The organism is Pseudoalteromonas prydzensis, assembly GCF_011050055.1.
GTDB lineage: Bacteria > Pseudomonadota > Gammaproteobacteria > Enterobacterales > Alteromonadaceae > Pseudoalteromonas > Pseudoalteromonas prydzensis_A.
The window spans coordinates 1-18,241 of the sequence record NZ_DRGM01000194.1; the positions used below are offsets into that span (position 1 = coordinate 1).

Genomic DNA, 18,241 nt, shown 5'->3' on the forward strand with positions numbered 1-18,241 from the left:
GGTATGAGCGTTGATGATGTGTTTGAACTCACTAAGATTGACCCTTGGTACTTAGTGCAAATTGAAGACATCTTAAAAGACGAAGCGAAAATTAGCGACGTTGGCATGGCCGGCTTAAATGCAGACTTCCTACGTAAATTAAAGCGCAAAGGGTTTGCAGACCCTCGTATCGCTGAGATTGCGGGTGTGTCTGAAGCTGAAATTCGTAAAAAGCGTCATCAATTAAACATCATGCCTGTCTACAAGCGCGTTGATACGTGCGCCGCTGAATTTAGTTCAGACACTGCTTACATGTATTCAACATACGATGAAGAATGTGAAGCAAATCCATCAGATCGTGACAAAATCATGGTTATCGGTGGCGGTCCTAACCGTATCGGCCAAGGTATTGAATTTGACTACTGTTGTGTACACGCAGCGCTTGCACTGCGTGAAGACGGTTACGAGACTATCATGGTTAACTGTAACCCTGAGACAGTGTCTACCGATTACGATACCTCAGACCGTTTATACTTCGAGCCAATTACCCTTGAAGACGTACTTGAAATCGTACGTGTTGAAAAGCCAAAAGGCGTTATCGTGCAATACGGTGGTCAAACACCACTGAAACTTGCCCGTGAACTTGAAGCCAACGGCGTGCCAGTCATTGGAACTTCACCAGATGCAATCGACCGCGCAGAAGACCGTGAGCGTTTCCAACAACTTGTTGAGCGTTTAAACCTGCTTCAGCCTGAAAATGCAACGGTAACGTCAACTGAAGAAGCGATTTTAAAATCAGCTGAAATCGGTTTCCCACTGGTTGTACGTCCGTCGTATGTACTAGGTGGCCGTGCCATGGAAATCGTCTATGACGAGCAAGACCTACGTCGTTACATGACCGAAGCAGTATCAGCATCAAATGAAGCGCCAGTATTACTTGACCGTTTCTTAGATAACGCGATTGAAGTTGACGTTGACGCAATTTGCGACGGCGAGCAAGTGATCATCGGCGGTATTATGGAACACATTGAGCAAGCCGGTGTTCACTCTGGTGACTCTGCCTGTTCATTACCAGCACATTCGTTATCACAAGAAGTGCAAGACGTAATGCGTAAGCAAGTAACTGACATGGCACTTGAGCTTGGCGTAGTTGGTTTGATGAATACTCAGTTTGCTGTTAAAGATGGCAAAGTGTACTTAATCGAAGTAAACCCACGCGCTGCGCGTACTGTACCGTTTGTATCAAAAGCAACCGGTGTCGCACTTGCTAAAGTAGCGGCACGTTGTATGGCGGGTCAATCGCTTGCAAGTCAAGGCATTACTAAAGAAGTAATTCCTCCTTACTACAGCGTGAAAGAAGTGGTACTTCCGTTTGCTAAGTTCCAAGGCGTGGATCCAATCCGTGGCCCTGAAATGCGCTCAACCGGTGAAGTAATGGGTGTGGGCGATACATTCGCTGAAGCCTTTGCAAAAGCACAATTAGGTGCAAGCAACACTTTACCACGCGGTGGCCGCGCGTTACTATCTGTGCGTAATAGCGATAAACCACGTATTGTTGAACTAGCTAAAACCATGACTGATCTTGGTTTTGAACTAGATGCAACAGGTGGCACAGCTGCAGCCCTTGAAGATGCTGGAATTGCGGTACGCCGTGTAAACAAAGTATTTGAAGGTCGCCCGCATATTCTTGATAGAATCAAAAATGGCGAGTATAGCTATATCGTTAATACCACCGAAGGTCGCCAAGCGATCGAAGATTCGAAGGTGTTACGTCGTGGTGCACTGCAACACAAGACTAACTATACAACGACGCTTAATGCGGCATTTGCTAACTGTACTGCTAACCAAGCAGACGACCGTAGCAAAGTAACGTCAGTTCAAGAACTACACCTGAGATTGAACTAAGGAAATGTGCCAAGGCCGTTATGCGCGGCCTTGGGATTAAGTGAGAAAAGTATGCAATCAATTCCGATGACAGTTCGTGGCGCTGATTTACTGCGCAAAGAACTTAACGAATTAAAAACAGTTACCCGTCCTAAAATTGTATCCGATATTGCGGTTGCACGTGAACACGGTGACTTAAAAGAAAACGCTGAATATCATGCTGCGCGTGAACAACAGGGTTTTTGTGAAGGCCGCATTCAAGAAATTGAAGCCAAGCTTTCAAATGTACAAATTATTGATGTAACTAAATTACCAAACACCGGTAAAGTTATTTTTGGCACTACGGTAACGATTGTAAATGTTGAAACCGATGCTGAAGTAACCTACCAAATTGTTGGTGATGATGAAGCGGATATTAAAAACCACCGTATTTCGGTTAACTCACCAATCGCTCGCGGTTTAATTGGTAAACAAGCAGACGATGCTGTGATCATTAAAACGCCAAATGGTGATGTTGAATACGAAGTTATTGAAGTGCAGTACATTTAATTACTTTACTCATTTTCACGCTTTTAAAAACCGATGCCAGCATCGGTTTTTTTATGCCTCAAACAACCTCGACATTCTTTAATAAATTGGGTACGTTAAGCTAACGTATTGATAATTTGTAGATGTTGATGACAGCCATTACTTTTCCAGATGCATTAAAAAACGGCGATAAAATCGCCATTTGTGCCTTTTCATCCGGTGTTGATAGCGCCTTCCAGCCACGCCTTGAGCGCGTACTTAGCGGTTTAACACGCCGTGGTTACCAAGTAGTGGAGGGCGAATGTGTAAGGCAACAAAGCAGCCCTGCAAAGCAACGCGCCGACGAGCTGATGGCGTTTTTACTAGATGATAGCATTGCGGCCATTATGCCACCTTGGGGTGGGGAACTTGCCATAGAAGTGCTGCCATACCTGGATTTTAATGCTATTAAACAAGCTCGCCCGAAATGGCTCGTTGGCTTTTCAGACGTTAGCACGCTTGCTTGTGTATTAACCGCACGTTGCGGCTGGGCAACATTACATTGTACCAACTTAATGCAACTGCATCCAAACGAGCAAGATACTCACTGCTTACAAGTATTTAAAACGCTTGAGCTCGAAGCGGGCAGTGAATTTACGCAAACACCCGCGCCGTGTTATCAAGCTGATGCAATTAATTATGGCAAAGTACCTGATGCGCTATTTTCACTCACGCAACCGAGCCAATGGCGTTGTTTAAACGTCAAAGATAGCCGCGAAGTAGAGCTATCTGGACGGTTATTTGGCGGCTGCTTAGACACCCTTGGTTTATTACTGCCATCACCCTTTGTAGCGCTGGATGAATTTAAAAAGCAATTTGCGCCGCATGGACTGGTTTTATACTTAGAAAATGCCGAGCTTAATGGCAATGCATTAACGCGGTTTTTAATTGCGCTGAAATTGAGTGGTATTTTTAGTGATATAAATGGCCTAATTATTGGCAGAAACGGCGCAAGTAATAACCCAGAGCAACAGAGTGATTATTACCAAGCACTTGAGTTATCCCTTGGCGAATGCTTATTTCCGGTTATTATCGACGCTGATATCGGACATGTCGCACCCAATTTATGTTTAGTGAATGGTGCAACAGTAAAAATGCTCGCAACGCTTGAAAACTCTCTGGTGTATGACGCACAAATAACAACGAGTTTAAATTAAAATGAACGTTCATGATTCAAATTAACAGCTCAGAAGACTTTATCCGTTTACGTCGTATCGCGCTTGCGGCTCAAGGGCTATTGAAAAATAGCCCTTTTGGTGATGGGCTAGCGGGGGCAAACAAAGCCATTAGCCATATAGGCTATGTGCAACTTGATAGCATTTCAGTTGTGCAGCGGGCGCATCACCATAGTTTGTATTCAAGAGTTCCTAATTACTCGCCTGATATGCTAGCAAGTATGTTAGAAAACAAAGCCATTTTTGAGTATTGGGCGCATGCAGCGGCTTTTTTGCCCATCGCAGACTTTCGTTTTTCTTTGCTCTATAAACATGCAATAAAAAGCGGGCAAACCCACTGGTATAAAAACAGCGATCGCAAGCTGATGAATGAACTGCTTACACGTATTCGTATTGATGGCCCGTTACGTTCGCGAGATATTAAAAGCAATACTAGCAAAAGTAATGGTTGGTGGGATTGGAAGCCGGCCAAAAAAGCGCTTGAACAATTATACATGGAAGGTGATTTAATGGTGAGCAGCCGTGAAGGCTTCGAAAAAGTGTATGATCTCACTGAACGCGTGCTACCAGTGGATATTAATGTACAGATGCCAAGTTTAGCCGAATTTGCAGTGCATATTTTAGAGCAACAATTGCGGTGTCATGGGCTTGTTTCAATAAAAGGATTAACTTATTTACGACGTAATACCAAGTTAAAAGAAGCAATAAAAACACTCGTAAATACTCGATCACAACAAGGTTTGTTAGAGCAGTTACAATTTAGTAATGGGGAATCGTACTTTTTGCCAACAGGAGCATTTGAGCAACCTCGAGTTCGTGTCAGTGAGCAGCTAAAAATTCTTTCACCTTTCGACAATAGCGTGATCCAGCGAGAGCGCTTAAAGTCACTTTTTCAGTTTAGCTATCAATTAGAATGCTATGTTCCTGAAGCAAAACGCCAATATGGCTACTTTTGCTTACCGCTATTGTTTGGTGATGTATTTATTGGTCGTATGGATTGCAAAGTCCATCGCAAAACAGCCCATTTAGAGATCAAATCGTTGCATTTAGATGCTAATGAATTGGATATTACACGCGTAATCACTGCCTTTGGCGACGCAATCATTAAATTTATAGCATTTCAGCAATGTAATTCAGTGTCACTAACTCAAGTTTACCCGCAACGGCTAACAGCTGTGGTGCAGAACATATTAAAATCATTGCAGTAAAGCCACCGTAACAGTGCGTAAACGCTTAGCTATTACGCACAGGGCAGCCAAATTTAGCGTTATACTTAGATTCTGCTCAGTTAACTGTACACACTTGATTTGTATCTAAAGTTGTTTCACAGGCTTGCTGATCAGTTGATTGCCAATGTTGGATATCAGATTGCGCAGTACAACCAGCATCTTCAATAAGTAACACGTCATCCTCACACAGTAATAGAACGGCGTTTTTATCTTGAATGAAAACTTTTAACTGATAGCCCTCAAAAGGGGCAAGTATTCTTTGACTGCTGTTGATAGCGGCCATTAGCAAGGCTTGCGGATTAGTATAGTTTTGGGAACTGAACTTTAATGTACCATCAACCGCGGCTGAAATATCTTTTAGTTGTGATGCAAGATCAGCCATCTTTTCTGGATCATGGGCATTAGCTAGGTTAGAGCAGCCAACAGATAAAACAATAGCGATGATTAGAGTTAAGTATTTCATTTTAAATATTCCATGCGGTTAAGTTGCCATTTTCGTCTTTACCGTTGTCTAAATTCCAATTACAAATTTGGCTGCATTGTTCATCATTAAAAACGCCGTTAGCAACGATAGATATAAAATACCGTATATTTTCAACCGCTAAATCGAAAATGGCGTCGTAGTGCATTGGCCCGTTTGGGGTACTAAGCTGCTCAATGTAAGTGTAATCAATCTCATCTTGGCGGGGGTAGAGTAGTCCATTGTTTGCCGCAACATGCCTTGCCCATGGAAAAAGCCGATACCCTTCTTCAGCATGATCAACAACCAGTTGAAAGCCTGAGTGCCACACATCAAAGTCAGGAGCTGCTGATAGTGTGTAATCTGGGTGGATATGCGATAAAACATGCTGCCACAGTTGTTTAATATCTTCATCAAGGCAGTTATTTTGGTTGCTACATGAGCCGATATTAAGCCGAACGCGATCAGCAAGGCCAATTTCACCCAAGTTTAACCTTGGCCAAATGTAAGCGTCTTGATTCATTTCACAAGTGCGATGGTCCGTTTGGTTTTGCTCATACGGGCCCACTTTAAGCTCAACCACCGGATGAATGGTGATATCAGCCGCAACATGCGACATATAACCACACAGCCAAGCAAAGCATTTTTCTTGCGCGCGACCTTCAAGCTCTTTGCAATATGTAACAGCCGCTTTAATAGTGTCACCGGTGTTTTGGTAATGCATTAAATCAGCCCATTTATTTTGCTCTGAATTACCTACAGCCAAATAAGGGTAGTCAGGCGATACACAGCCTAACTCAAGGTATTTTTGATTTTGACTTAAGATCAGCTTTGCTTTGGTAGGAATATTCATTCCAAGCAGGGCGTTATTCTCAGTAGCTAAGTTAGCCGCAGTGAGGTGTGCAAATGCACCTGGCATGAGTAAATCCTTCTACTTAGTGGTTTTTGTTAATATATTTGCAATTGATCCAAGTTGCAATGGTTAAGTAATTAGTCAAATAGGCTTATTTTAAAACGCACTGCGTAATTTTAGTTATCAATAAACATAACTTGAGCTTAAATCTATCGAGTTTACAGGCTACTGCCAAGCTCTAAAATGGCTATCTATTTTAGTAGGAGTTTAGTTGCCAAGAAGCGGAGACAAACTAGCTGAGTTGGGCGTAACTCAAGCATATTTTTTAGAGGAATCTGCTTATGGTGAGTGTGGACTCGTTTATTCACAGGGTAAAGGAGTTGATGATAGAGCTAAGAAAGACAGTGAGCGGCACGAGCTAAGCGTACCGCATCAGTTGTTACTCAACGATAAATGTAATGCGTTTATGACTCGAATAAGGAGCTATATCATCTTTTGCATAAACAAGCACTTGATAGTTACCTGTGGAAACTAAAGGCAATATTGCGGTATCACTTGTTTCGTTACCAATAGATGCAACCCTGCCATTTGGCAGTAATACGAGCCATGTGTAGGTAATGGGATCTGTTTCTTTGTCATAGGCGTGTGCTTTGAGTGTTAAATTACTGCCTTTGATTTTATTCCCGAACATCTCAACATCGATAATGATCGGCGCGGAGTTATCGGGATCTTCGACTTTGATTGCGACAAACCTGTTCGTGGTGTTTTCTCCGTCAGAGGCGGCGACTTGTAAAATGTAAAAGCCAGCAACATCGAAGCGTGCTCTAGCGCGGCTACCTGCTTCAGCAATAATACCTGCTTGGCTATTAGCTGGCCTATTAAGCCACTTCCAGTTCAACTCTACTTGCGCGCCCTCAGGATCTTGTACTTCAGCGTAGAATAATTGCTCTGATTGGATAAAGGTATTGAGCAATGGGCTTGGCACGACGTTAAGTGCTGGTGGTGCATTTCGGTCGGTACTAAATGAAATTGCTGTTTTCCCAGCATCGCTCTGTTCTTCTGAGACCGTTATTGTTTTTACTATTGATTCCGTACGGTCACTATTTCTATCTTTGAGTGTAAAACGAACCTTGTATTCACCGGCAACATCTGGAATAAAGAAGGAGATATACGACATAGTATAGGCTAATGTTACCTTGCTGGTAGGAGGAATACTGTCGAAGCTAAACATAGGAGTCGCAAAATTGTATTGCATGCTGTCTTTTGCATCAAGATTAATAAACTCGTTCACTTCAGCGGTTTCAGGTGCGTCAAATGATGCTACGAGCTCTGGTCTATCATCATATACTTCTATCTGTTTGGTTACCGTTTCTGAATAGGCTTTACCATCATGTACCGTTAAGCTGATCGTGAATATGCCATAGTCTCTTCCTTCAAAACCAGCACTTTGTCCTTTAGGGCTGGCGAGAAAGAAGTCTAATGCATTGTTAGCACTGGTAACTTGCCACTTATAATAAATATTATCGCCATCTGGATCTGAGCTATTTTTGCCGCTTAGTGTTACTTGCTTATTTTTACCCACTTTTTCCTCAAAAGGAGTAATAACAGCTGTTGGGGCATGATTTTTTGGCTCAATCGGTTTATCTGAAATGCTCACTGACGCTGTAGCAATAGACTCTTTTGAACCTGACTTAATGATTAGCTGAATTTGATATGTACCAGCTATATCGGCAACAAACTCGCTCATTAGGCTGCTATTATTTGCTATTTTTGCAGAGCTATTCTCAGGCTTTTCAATAATTGACCAATCCACGCTTGAAATGGCAGGAACAGTGCTACTTGTTCCTACTAATCTGACCGTTGAACCGGTGTATACCGATTGGATCGGATTGATTTTAGCTGTAATGGCACCTGAGCCGGTTGAACTATCGGTAGATGTATCTTTATCGCTATCACTGAGATTATTATTTTCTACTTGTGGCTTAGTTGAACTACCGGAACCGCCGCACGCGGTTAGTGTTACCCCAAGAAATAAAGCCAATACTATTAATTTTTTATTCATTTTAATGTCCCTATATTTTATCCTAGCAAACAAAGTACATGCTTTAGAATATTTAATCTAGTTAAAATTTGTTCAGCACAAAGGCCAGCTTGTGCAAATATAGAAGTTAAGTTAAAAGCCCTCAGTAAAAAATTAAAACTGCAATTGTGCAGTCATTTTTGTGCGCGCAATTAAGGTTTAAGAGGATTAATAACTTATTAAATAGAAAAAATGAAAGTAACCTTGTAGTAAAAGATTAACTCTTAATCTAAAAAGTAAATGTGGTGGAACAGCTTTGTTTGTTCAATTAGAGTGGCTGTCTAGTTGTGTGGTTTAACCTAAGTTGATAGTTATTACTCGTGGTTTAATTCGGCGGTTGCTGGCAATCGAATGCTCGCTATGGCGCCTTGATTGTTCACTCTATTGGTAAGAGTGAGTTGGCCGCCGTGTTGCTCGATTATGTTTTGGCATAGCGGCAGTCCAATACCTTGTCCGTCGGGTTTGGTGGTATAAAAAGGAATAAATAGATTTTCCGGATTTTGAATGCCGGTCCCATTATCTGTAAATTCAATAACGACCTGATTAGCTCTCAGGTAAGAGGTGATTGTTAAATGGCATTGATCGGCACTTGCTTGTTTGGCATTGACAATAAGGTTAATAAAAACCTGCTCTAACAAAACAGGATCGGCAACAATAGAGGCAACTTGAAGATTAAGTTCAAACGATAGAGGTTCATTCAGTGACAGCTGTGTTTGAATAAAAGTTTTTAAATCAATTTGTTGTCTATTGATGGTGAGTGGCTTAAATATTTTGCTGTACTGAGCCACAAAAGTATTAAGGTTTTTGCTTCTGTCTACGATAATACTAAGGATTTCCTTGTCATTTTCATCTTTACTGTCTCTTTCTAGTAATTGAGCCAGTGATTGTATCGGCGTTAACGAGTTTTTAATTTCATGACTGAGTACTCTAACCAGCTGTTGCCATGACTCTTTTTGCATTCGCCTCAGTTCTTTACTGATATCGGTAAAGATCAGTAAGGTGTGCTCTCCGAGTTCATCATGGTAGCGACCTGAGCGAATGCTATAGTTGTTGTTCAGCTCGGTTGCATTGAACTTCCAGCCTTGCTCGGTTTTCAATAGCTGTAGATGTGAAGCTGGCATTAAATTAATTAATGACCATTCTTTACCTAACCACAGCGAAAGTGCATTGTTACCATCTTTGATCCGCATGTCACCATCGAGTATCACTATGGGGCTATCTAGTTGCTGAATAAGCGCAAAAGATAGTAAGTTTTGTTTTTTATAGAGTAGGCTTTTTTTTCTCAAGATCTGCGATAAGTCTTCAATTTCTTTAAAAGCCTTTCCCGAAATACCGAGCGAGTAGGGACTAATGCTTTTAACCGAATAATCATTTTCTTTAATGGCATCGAGAGCGGTTAGGAGCTGATGATAAGGCGTGAGCAGCGCTTTTTGAATTTTGAATGTCATTAATACCTGTATTGGTACCAACACTGAAATGACTGACAGCACCAGTAATACAGAGTGGCTTAACAGCCAGATATTACCGGAAATTAGCAGCAGAATGAGCCCGTGCACAAATAGCATCAGCAGGGTAAAGGCTCGCTCCAGGCTGTGAGTTCTCATTTATTTTCCAAAAAATGTTTGGCAACAATATTATACTTTTCCATACGCCGATAAATTGAGCTTTTGCTAATGCCTAACAAGTTGGCTGCTTCGTGGCTTTGCCCTTGGGCTTTCGTAAGCGCCATGGTTAATAGCTTGCGTTCTGCCTGTGCAATGGTCATTAACGGCAGTTGATCGGGTGATGCAATATTACTTTTGGCTTCACCATTTAAGTTGAGATGATCGGCGGTAATACAATCATCGCGATTAAGTAACAGTGCGCGCTCTATAATGTGGCTTAATTCCCGCAAATTACCGGGAAATGAATGCTGTTGCAGTTTATCTAACGCATTGTTTGATAATTCTCGACTGGGTTTGTGATACTTGCGACAGACATTATTGAAAAAATGTTGAGCCAGATAGGGAATATCTTCTTTTCGGTCTTTGAGACTGGGAACATGTAATTCAACGGTATTTAATCTGAAATACAGATCTTGGCGAAAATCGTTATTGGCAATCAGCGTGTTGAAATCTGCATTGGTTGCGCTGATTAATCTGACATTTGCGCGTTTGGTTTTACTGGAACCCACCATTTCAAATTCACCGGATTCGAGAACACGTAATAATTTTGCCTGTTGGCTATGCGGAATATTAGCAATTTCATCCAGAAAAAGTGTTCCGCTATCCGCCATCTCAAAACGGCCGATACGCTCTTTATAGGCATTAGTAAAAGCGCCTTTGGTATGACCAAACATTTCACTTTCAAACAAATTCTCTGCGATCGCTCCCATATTGACACTAATGAGTGGGTTATTTTTCAATAATGAATTCTGATGTATATACCGTGCAATGGTACTCTTGCCGGTGCCATTTTCTCCGGTCAGTAAAATAGTCACGGGGGTGTCCGTCACTTCGTCTAACTGTGCTTTGAACTGCTTCATTGATGCAGAATATGCGATGAGCTGCGGCGTATGTTGAAAGTCATCAATTTGCTGCTTTAAGAGACGGTTTTGCTTTTCTAACCCTTCCACTTTTAATGCTTGTTGGACAATTTGTAGCAACCGCTGATTGTCCCAAGGCTTTTCTATAAAATCAGTTGCCCCGTTTTTGAGCGCTTTGACAACCAAATCCACAAATGACCATGCCGTTATTGCCACCACGGCAATATCGGCATTAATGGCTTTTATTTTTTTAAGGCAATCGATCCCTTCTTCGCCAGACGTTGTGTCTCTGGTGAAGTTCATATCAAGTAAAACAAGGTCGATGTTTTCATTGTGTATGATGGCCAGCCCGTGATCGGGTGAATCAGCTTCTAATACTTGAAAGTTATGCTTAGATAGCAGGTATTTGGCACTAAGACGGATATCAGCTTTATCATCGATAATAAGAACTTTTTGTGTTTTATGCATTTTTTAAGTCTTTGGCTGTATCCCGACCCGACAGGATACAGCAGTTTTCATCAAAATTACTCGTTTCGGAGTGCTTTTGTCGGGTCACTCGTTATTATTTTTCTTACTGGTAATACACAGGCGATGTATGATGATACCACTAACAAAAGTATGGCTACAAAGATATGCAACCAATTAGGCTGAGCTAATAATTGAATTTTATCATTCAAGTAGAAGTATAATAGAGTGCCTAGTAACAGGCTGCAGATAAGCCCTGAAAACAAGGGCGTAAAAGCTTCTTTGAGTACCATTTTGATCAGTTTGTTTTGTTTGGCACCTAATGCGAGACGCACACCTAACTCAAATCGCCTCATTTGCGTTGAATAGTTCAAAACCCCATACACACCCGTACTCGCTAACAATAAGGCGAATACGCCAAATGCGGCCGCCAGCCACTCAGCTAATTTATACTGATATAGAGCCTTGTCTGCGGTACTTGTCAATTCTTGATAATCTAAAATGCGAATATCGGGGCCAAGTTGCCGTACTTGCTCAATAACGGCAATTTTGCTGATGTTTGCGTTTGACTTGAGTTTGAGATTAATGCCCTTAAAGTGCCGGCTCCATGGCTGGTAGATATAGGCGCTATCGTATTTTGTATCTGCAGAGCCATTAAAATGATCTGCTACGACGCCAATAATTTTTGTTGCAAGCCCGGATTTGTTATAAACGAATTCGCCCACAACATCGGTTTTACCAAATAAGCGTATTGCTAACCCTTTACTAACCACCACGACATTGGCATCGTCGATTATTTCTTGCTCGTTGAAACTTCGTCCTTGTAATAGTGGATGTTCAAAAAGATTGAAGTAATTTTCATCGATAGCATTCATACCAAAAATGCCAGCCAGTTGGCGATGCTTGTCATAAATCTGCGTTTGATAATCACCGACACGAAAGGGGGGAACCAAGGAGGTTGATGTTAATTTTATTTCAGGTAACTGGTTGAAATGTTCCCTGAGACGATGCATTAAATTGATTTTTTGTGCTTGTTCAGGGTAGCTGGTACTGGCATCAATTGAAAAACTGATGGTGTGTTCAGTATTAAAACCCAGCGGTTTATTGGTAAATTGAATCGTGGTACTTACCACCACAGCAGTCGCTAATAAAAGCAGCGCTGTTAGTGCGGTTTGCGAGGTTGTCAGTATGTTCCTGACATTTTTTGACACTTGTATACTCGTCCCCTTACCACTGGAATTCAGGTGTTCGATTAACATCTTATAGTTAATTAACCTATTGCCTAAAACAGCTAAAATGGCCGCGAGCAGCAGCGCAATGAACAAGCTGAAAATTATCGAGGTAGCATCTATCCCGAGCTCCTGCACACGAGGTAAGGCTGTTTGTGCAACTTTTTGTGTGAGATTGAGTAGCCCAGTTGCAAGCAATAGTGCATAGCAGGTTGAAGTTAGAGTGAGTAGAGCGCTTTCGATAAAGAGCTTTTTAAAAAGGGCTTTGCTACTCGCTCCAACACTGGCACAAATCGCCAGTATATGTCTTTTTTTGGCGACATGTGAGAAATACAAGTTGATAATATTCACCAATGCAATAAACAATAATGCGACAGCAGCAGCGAAGATCATCAGGGTAATATGATAACTGTCACTCTTGATCTCATCTTCAAGACTGGATAAAGACGCTGCTATTGCAATGTTGGTATCGGCTTGGTTGTTATGAGTTGATGCCAAAGTATCTTTAAACAAACGGCTAAACTGACTTTGTACCTGTAATAGTTGAGTATTATCAGGAACTTTTATCAAGCTGATTAAATTGCTGGTATTGGTACCACCTTGGCCATCAATGATACTTTGATATGCCGCGCTTTTGCTGATTGGCAGATAGATGTCATTCGGCACTTTATTGTAAAAGGGAGAGGGTTCAACGAACTTGTTGTCGACAACACCGACAATGGTGTAAAAATTATCGTCAAATTTAATGTCCTGACCGATAATATCTTGCTGCCCCATAAAGTAAGTTTGCCAGGTGTCATAGCTGATAACGGCTTCTGCTCTGGTATCTTTTAAATCTTTCGCCGGCGAGAACCCTTTTCCCATCAGCATAGGTACCGACAGCAGATCGAACCACTCATAGCTGGTGTATAAGGTATTGAGCCTAGGTTCACTCTTTTGACTAGTAAGAATGCCCCGATCATTATAGGTGATTGCTGATGTTGCGATTTCCGCTTGTTTCTTATAAGACTCAAATTGCACATTTATAATTTGCGAACCAATCCTTTCTTCGCCATTTCGGGTGGTCTTTTGTTTAAGTAAGAATAAATTCTCTGCATTTTTATAGGGCAAGGATTTAAGCAAGATCACATTATTTAGATTAAAAGCTGCAATCAATAGGCTTAATGTTAGGGTTAAAGTAAAAACAAAGGTAAAGGTAAAACCAATGTTGTTTTTAAGGCCAACAGCCGCATGAATAATTTCCTTTTTAAGCTTCATTAATGGCCTCCATTAATGTGGGTTCGGTGATAATTTCGCCATCCAAAAGATGCATATGTTTACTGGCGATTGATGCATATCTTGCATCATGGGTAACCATGCATATTGTTGAACCTTGCTTATTGAGCGTTTTTAACAGGTTCATGACGGCATCACCATTTTTGGAGTCCAGATTACCGGTCGGCTCGTCTACCAATAAAATTGCCGGATTTCCTACCAGTGCTCTTGCAATCGCAATACGTTGTTGTTGACCACCAGAGAGTTGATTCGGTTTATGGGATTGGCGATGAATCATATCCACTTTCGCCAATGCTTCGCCAACCGCTATATCAATCTCACTTTCTGAAGGCTCTGGTTCTCTATAGCGCAGCGGCAAAGCGACATTCTCATAAACACTGAGCTCATCGATCAAGTTAAACGATTGAAATACAAAACCAATCCGTTCATTTCGCACCGTGGCTCTTTCATCTATGTTTAGTCGGCTGACATCATTTCCTTCAATATGATATGAACCGGAAGTCGCGGTATCAAGTAAGCCCAAAATAGCCAACAGTGAAGATTTACCACATCCTGAAGGGCCAGAAATTGAAACAAACTCACCTTGATGAATCGTTAAATCAGTTCCTCTTAGCGCATGAGTTTCTAATTCTTCGGTAATGTAAACTTTGGTAATTCCTTTCAATTGCAAACAAATATTATTATTCATGTTTTTTCCTTTTGCTCTAGTTTGTTAGAGTGACTGTGCCTTGTGCAATATATTTTTGCATATCATTGAGAATAAAAGATTCTTTCTCATGACCACCCGATTTAATTTCGATGTATTTGCCGCTACGAGCGCCAAAGTTGAGTTGGGTTGCGGTGGCGATGTTGCCTTTGAATAATCGAAAGACTTTTTTCTGGGAATATTCTTCGCTGTTCACCGGTGTCTGGAGATAAAGAATATCATTTAGCTCCCCCAAATTTATTTGTGCTTCAATATTAAGGGCAGGGCGGGCATTTTCGGGTAATTGGCCAATTAGTTCCAGCTCGACTTCAATATTCCCCCCTTTTACCACGGGCTCAATTCTGCGCACAGTAGCCTTAGCGACCCCGCCACGCGTATCGACATTAGCCGGCATACCGACTTTCATTCCTTTGATGTCTCGTTGTGGAATTTGTACAACAGCGAGCAATTTTTGAGTGCCGCCAACCAAAGCCAGCTTGTCACCACTTTGCATGTTTTGCCCGAGTTCAACAGGTAAATTTTGCAGCACCCCCTCGATACCTGCTTTAACTTCTAGTTGCTGCTGTCTATCGATTGCCAAAGCTAATAAGCTTTGTTTTTCTTCTAATTTTCCTAGCAGTATTTGTTCTGCTTGCCGATGGAGATCAGCAAGCTGAGTGATACTCTTTTGGGTAAATTTCAAACTGCTTTCGAGCTTTTTGACTTTAATTTCACTCGTTAATAAATCAAATTGTGAAACGACTCCTTGCTCCGCCAGAGGCTTTAAAGCCAGGTACTTTGTTTTGGCCTCTTGAGCATCAAATTGTATATCGGCTAATTTATTCTGGTTTATCATATTCTCTTTTTGGTGTTCAAGTTGCAGCTGTTTTAATGCGACCTGCGCGCTATTTCTGATCTGCTGCGCCTGTAATACTGCCTGATCTATTTCCGGATTAGACATGCGTAAAATAACACTATCCGATTGTACCGTTGCGCCAGGCTTCAACAGGATTTCTTCCACTACAGCTGAAAAGGGCACCGTAATTAGGCGTTTTCGTTCAGATTCCAACACGCCAAACCCCTTGACTTCTAAAGGTAAATTTCCTCTCTTTACCTCGGCAATAGCAAGCGATGACGAATCCACTTTGTGATTTTGGCTCGATTGAAATTTGAATATTATCCAGATCACTAAGAAAATTAAAACGGCTGCTAACAGATAGCGGCGATTTATCGTCTTTTTACTTGATGTGCCACGCTTTATATCCATGTAAATTCTCTTTTTATAAAATACTTAGCATGGTTTAGCAATAAACAAGCCAAGTCTTAACTTGTTGAATTTAATGTATAAAACTGTTTTTAGGTTGTTGTTGTACATATAATTCCCGAAATCGTAAATTTTTTATTTGTGATTCCGAAAAAACATATCTGTTGCGGGCCAAGATACCGTGCTCTCTTGTGTTGCATAATCTTTTGCTCGGTCGGTGTTGGTAGTTGCGGCAGTGCGGCATCTGATTCAGCAACGATTGCTGATTGTAATGCTTGTTCATAAATCAACCATGGCGCTCACTCTTCGGGCTGCCGAAAGGCATACAAATGTATTCCCTATAAGTTTGTGGCAAGGGTCTTTCCTTTCGATAAAGAGTAATCGCAAGCATCATTAGACAAAGCTGCATTGGCAGCCTGTATGGCATACGTTGAATATGCACCGGTTTGTATTTCAACTGAAGACGGCTTTTGTTTAGAGGGGATGGTTACAAGGAGTATTAGGCTACATAAACCTTGTGCTGAGTTTGCAAATATTGGTTAAAAGTTTGGCCTTGTATTGGAACATAAATAGTTATATGTTAAATAAAATTTATTTTCAGTAGTCCATATTTGATAGGCAGTTATGAGTGATAATCGGACATTGATATAGATTCAAAATATAATAGCTAATTAAGAGCTCAAACTGTTGTTTGCCCTTATATTCAAGGAAATGAGCGAAGCGCGTATATTGTTTTACTCAGTTTTGTTTCAAGACAATAAAAACTTAATAATAATATATAGTAACTTGTTAAAACTATATAAAGTAGAAAAATGAGCGTGTCGCTAGAAGAGATATGCGCGATTCGCGTCCTATAATTGAGTTAGGAGCCTAGACTTGCAGTATTTTGATTTATCTGAGCTAAGTAGTAGCTTACTCAAGAAGTTAGGTGTCGAAGACCTAAGAAAAATTCCAGTTCAACCAGAACCAGATGCTAAGTTTCTAAATTGCTTAGATAATGTTACTTCGTACATCGAAAAAAATGGTGGTAGTGTGCAATTCGGCTGGATTTTTTCTTGCTTAGGTAATATTTCAATAAAAATGACAGCTCATGCTGTCGTTAAAACGCCTGACAATTCACTGGTCTGTGTAACACCAAATGAATATCGTACTGGACTATTAAAGTTTGCTCCTGATTGCTCTGTTGAAAATTTCATCCAGAATAATTTTCTACCAACCAAGTTTGTCCCTTTGATTGATGACCAATCATTATCGGAGTACATTGGTATAGAAGCCGAACAAGATAAACTGCGTTTGGATAATCTCGGTATTATTGCTCAGTCTGACTTGGAACAGTTCAAAATGAGAGCCTCATTACTTTATCCAGCAATCTTATCTCTTGCCAAAAAGTACACCGGCAGAAACGACCAGTGCTATTGTGGTTCAGGTAATAAGAGTAAAAAGTGTTGTGGCTAAATCGCTATAACAAACAGCTGCAAGCGACATATTTTACTACGCCGTTTTTGTGCATGTGTCGCGAGCTCCAATTATTGTACAAAACGCTACATAAAATGCGCGCCTGAGCTGGGCGTTGAGGCTGTAAAATTACTCTTTTTTAAGAAAGAAAGGCTGTTTTGTGGGCTCCAAATGCATTAAAAACGCTTAGAGTTAATTACAGGAGCTCGTTTTTTAATTGAATTTGGCTGTTAGAGTTATTCTACAGCCTCGTTATATTACCCTGAGGTTTGGATGTACAAATTAACTATAAGTATTCTTTTCTTACTTTTATCAGCCTGCGCTAATGTTAATCAGCAGTTTTTTGCAATTAACGCTGGTGACTCTAAGCAATCCGTTTTGGATAAAATGGGAGCACCTGACGATCGTCAATTTCAAGGTAAAAACGAAGCATTTCAATATTGCACCACAGGCACAAGCTTTGGTAAAAGCACTTTTAATGTTGTTTGGTTTTATAGTGGTGTTGTAACAGGCGCAAATACTTATACTGTTGCTCATGCTGCCTCATGTATGGGGCATTTTAAGCAAATTAATTGGGAAGATGCGCCGGATGTGACTTTAGAAGTACGCAACCGGTAATATAACAAGAATTTTAAATGGAACATAATTGCTGGCTACGTTTCTCTACACATTCAGCAAAAATTTCTGGCCCCTTATGAGAGGATCCCTCTCAGGGTCCACTCACTCCAGGGTCAAATCTTGACTTCAGAGATTATAATCATTGAATGTTTAGTTATAGCTTTATATCAATAAAATCAATCCAATACATCAATAATTAAAGGTAGGTACGTGCTACTTTAGCTATTTGAAAAATATCATTAAGTATGGCATCACATAATCCGATAAAGCTCTGAAATTAAAAATAACCAGTGAACAGCTAATAAATTGGTTGGTGCTATAAATGTGCGATATTTTTTATTATTAAAATTTAGTTAACCTGAGATCTGGTTAAGCCAACATTAGATTATTACTCTCTAAAATTTCAAGTTCTTGCGATGTTAAATCTAATGACGGCTTTTCCTCTTTTAGGCAATAGGCAATTAATCCACCAAGTAAATTTAGCATAAAGCCATGCATA

At 40.8% G+C, this 18,241-nt stretch carries 14 protein-coding genes and 1 pseudogene; 6 read left to right on the top strand and 9 right to left on the bottom strand.

Annotated elements, in window-relative coordinates:
* From carB to ENH88_RS19935, 4 genes are all read left to right on the top strand, one after another.
* Positions 1–1,884, top strand: a 1,884-nt coding sequence (gene carB, locus ENH88_RS19920; protein ID WP_304184996.1) for a carbamoyl-phosphate synthase large subunit, incomplete at its 5' end; no start/stop codon positions are given.
* A gap of 51 nt (positions 1,885–1,935) precedes the next feature.
* Positions 1,936–2,412: a transcription elongation factor GreA gene (greA, locus tag ENH88_RS19925; RefSeq protein WP_192542128.1), complete on the top strand. Its 477-nt coding sequence runs from the start codon at positions 1,936–1,938 to the stop codon at positions 2,410–2,412.
* 128 nt (positions 2,413–2,540) lie between these two features.
* Positions 2,541–3,587, top strand: a complete 1,047-nt coding sequence (locus tag ENH88_RS19930; RefSeq protein ID WP_304184997.1) for a S66 family peptidase — start codon at positions 2,541–2,543, stop codon at positions 3,585–3,587.
* Between the two features lie 11 nt (positions 3,588–3,598).
* Entirely contained in the window at positions 3,599–4,813 is a 1,215-nt protein-coding gene (locus tag ENH88_RS19935) for a winged helix-turn-helix domain-containing protein (RefSeq protein WP_304184999.1), read from the top strand.
* A 76-nt stretch (positions 4,814–4,889) separates the two neighbouring features.
* Here ENH88_RS19935 and ENH88_RS19940 read toward each other — a convergent pair whose 3' ends face one another.
* The 8 genes from ENH88_RS19940 to ENH88_RS19975 form a co-directional block, all read right to left on the bottom strand.
* A complete protein-coding gene (locus ENH88_RS19940) occupies positions 4,890–5,297 on the bottom strand; it encodes a hypothetical protein (RefSeq protein ID WP_304185001.1) in 408 nt (135 codons plus the stop codon).
* A gap of 1 nt (position 5,298) precedes the next feature.
* Positions 5,299–6,213: a zinc dependent phospholipase C family protein gene (locus ENH88_RS19945; RefSeq protein WP_304185003.1), complete on the bottom strand. Its 915-nt coding sequence runs from the start codon at positions 6,211–6,213 to the stop codon at positions 5,299–5,301.
* Between the two features lie 373 nt (positions 6,214–6,586).
* On the bottom strand, positions 6,587–8,209 hold the full coding sequence (locus ENH88_RS19950) for a PKD domain-containing protein (protein WP_304185004.1): 1,623 nt from the start codon (positions 8,207–8,209) through the stop codon (positions 6,587–6,589).
* Positions 8,210–8,541: 332 nt separating this feature from the next.
* Complete coding sequence (locus tag ENH88_RS19955; RefSeq protein WP_304185006.1) at positions 8,542–9,831, bottom strand: sensor histidine kinase; 1,290 nt, start codon at positions 9,829–9,831, stop codon at positions 8,542–8,544.
* A complete protein-coding gene (locus ENH88_RS19960; protein ID WP_304185007.1) occupies positions 9,828–11,219 on the bottom strand; it encodes a sigma-54-dependent transcriptional regulator in 1,392 nt (463 codons plus the stop codon). Before ENH88_RS19960 ends, ENH88_RS19955 begins: the two co-directional genes overlap by 4 nt.
* 56 nt (positions 11,220–11,275) lie before the next feature.
* A complete protein-coding gene (locus tag ENH88_RS19965; RefSeq protein ID WP_304185008.1) occupies positions 11,276–13,702 on the bottom strand; it encodes an ABC transporter permease in 2,427 nt (808 codons plus the stop codon).
* Positions 13,692–14,408, bottom strand: a complete 717-nt coding sequence (locus ENH88_RS19970) for an ABC transporter ATP-binding protein (protein ID WP_304185009.1) — start codon at positions 14,406–14,408, stop codon at positions 13,692–13,694. The genes ENH88_RS19965 and ENH88_RS19970 overlap by 11 nt, the downstream gene beginning before the upstream one ends.
* A 16-nt stretch (positions 14,409–14,424) precedes the next feature.
* Positions 14,425–15,672 carry an HlyD family secretion protein gene (locus ENH88_RS19975; protein ID WP_304185011.1) on the bottom strand — a complete coding sequence of 416 codons (1,248 nt, stop codon included), beginning with the start codon at positions 15,670–15,672 and terminating at the stop codon, positions 14,425–14,427.
* Between the two features lie 873 nt (positions 15,673–16,545).
* On the opposite strand from ENH88_RS19975, the gene ENH88_RS19980 reads away from it, so the two are divergent.
* Positions 16,546–17,124, top strand: a complete 579-nt coding sequence (locus ENH88_RS19980; protein ID WP_304185012.1) for an SEC-C metal-binding domain-containing protein — start codon at positions 16,546–16,548, stop codon at positions 17,122–17,124.
* Between the two features lie 273 nt (positions 17,125–17,397).
* Positions 17,398–17,742 (top strand): hypothetical protein, encoded by a 345-nt coding sequence (locus tag ENH88_RS19985; RefSeq protein WP_304185014.1) that lies wholly within the window; start codon positions 17,398–17,400, stop codon positions 17,740–17,742.
* 369 nt (positions 17,743–18,111) lie between these two features.
* Here ENH88_RS19985 and ENH88_RS23265 read toward each other — a convergent pair.
* Positions 18,112–18,241, bottom strand: a pseudogene (locus tag ENH88_RS23265) (IS982 family transposase); the annotation flags it as partial.

What these genes read in the sequence shown, in the direction of transcription:
- greA (WP_192542128.1), top strand. Translation starts at nt 1,936, where the DNA reads ATGCAATCAATTCCGATGACAGTTCGTGGCGCTGATTTACTGCGCAAA.
- ENH88_RS19930 (WP_304184997.1), top strand. Translation starts at nt 2,541, where the DNA reads ATGACAGCCATTACTTTTCCAGATGCATTAAAAAACGGCGATAAAATC.
- ENH88_RS19935 (WP_304184999.1), top strand. Translation starts at nt 3,599, where the DNA reads ATGATTCAAATTAACAGCTCAGAAGACTTTATCCGTTTACGTCGTATC.
- ENH88_RS19940 (WP_304185001.1), bottom strand. Translation starts at nt 5,297, where the DNA reads ATGAAATACTTAACTCTAATCATCGCTATTGTTTTATCTGTTGGCTGC.
- ENH88_RS19945 (WP_304185003.1), bottom strand. Translation starts at nt 6,213, where the DNA reads ATGCCAGGTGCATTTGCACACCTCACTGCGGCTAACTTAGCTACTGAG.
- ENH88_RS19950 (WP_304185004.1), bottom strand. Translation starts at nt 8,209, where the DNA reads ATGAATAAAAAATTAATAGTATTGGCTTTATTTCTTGGGGTAACACTA.
- ENH88_RS19955 (WP_304185006.1), bottom strand. Translation starts at nt 9,831, where the DNA reads ATGAGAACTCACAGCCTGGAGCGAGCCTTTACCCTGCTGATGCTATTT.
- ENH88_RS19960 (WP_304185007.1), bottom strand. Translation starts at nt 11,219, where the DNA reads ATGCATAAAACACAAAAAGTTCTTATTATCGATGATAAAGCTGATATC.
- ENH88_RS19965 (WP_304185008.1), bottom strand. Translation starts at nt 13,702, where the DNA reads ATGAAGCTTAAAAAGGAAATTATTCATGCGGCTGTTGGCCTTAAAAAC.
- ENH88_RS19970 (WP_304185009.1), bottom strand. Translation starts at nt 14,408, where the DNA reads ATGAATAATAATATTTGTTTGCAATTGAAAGGAATTACCAAAGTTTAC.
- ENH88_RS19975 (WP_304185011.1), bottom strand. Translation starts at nt 15,672, where the DNA reads ATGGATATAAAGCGTGGCACATCAAGTAAAAAGACGATAAATCGCCGC.
- ENH88_RS19985 (WP_304185014.1), top strand. Translation starts at nt 17,398, where the DNA reads ATGTACAAATTAACTATAAGTATTCTTTTCTTACTTTTATCAGCCTGC.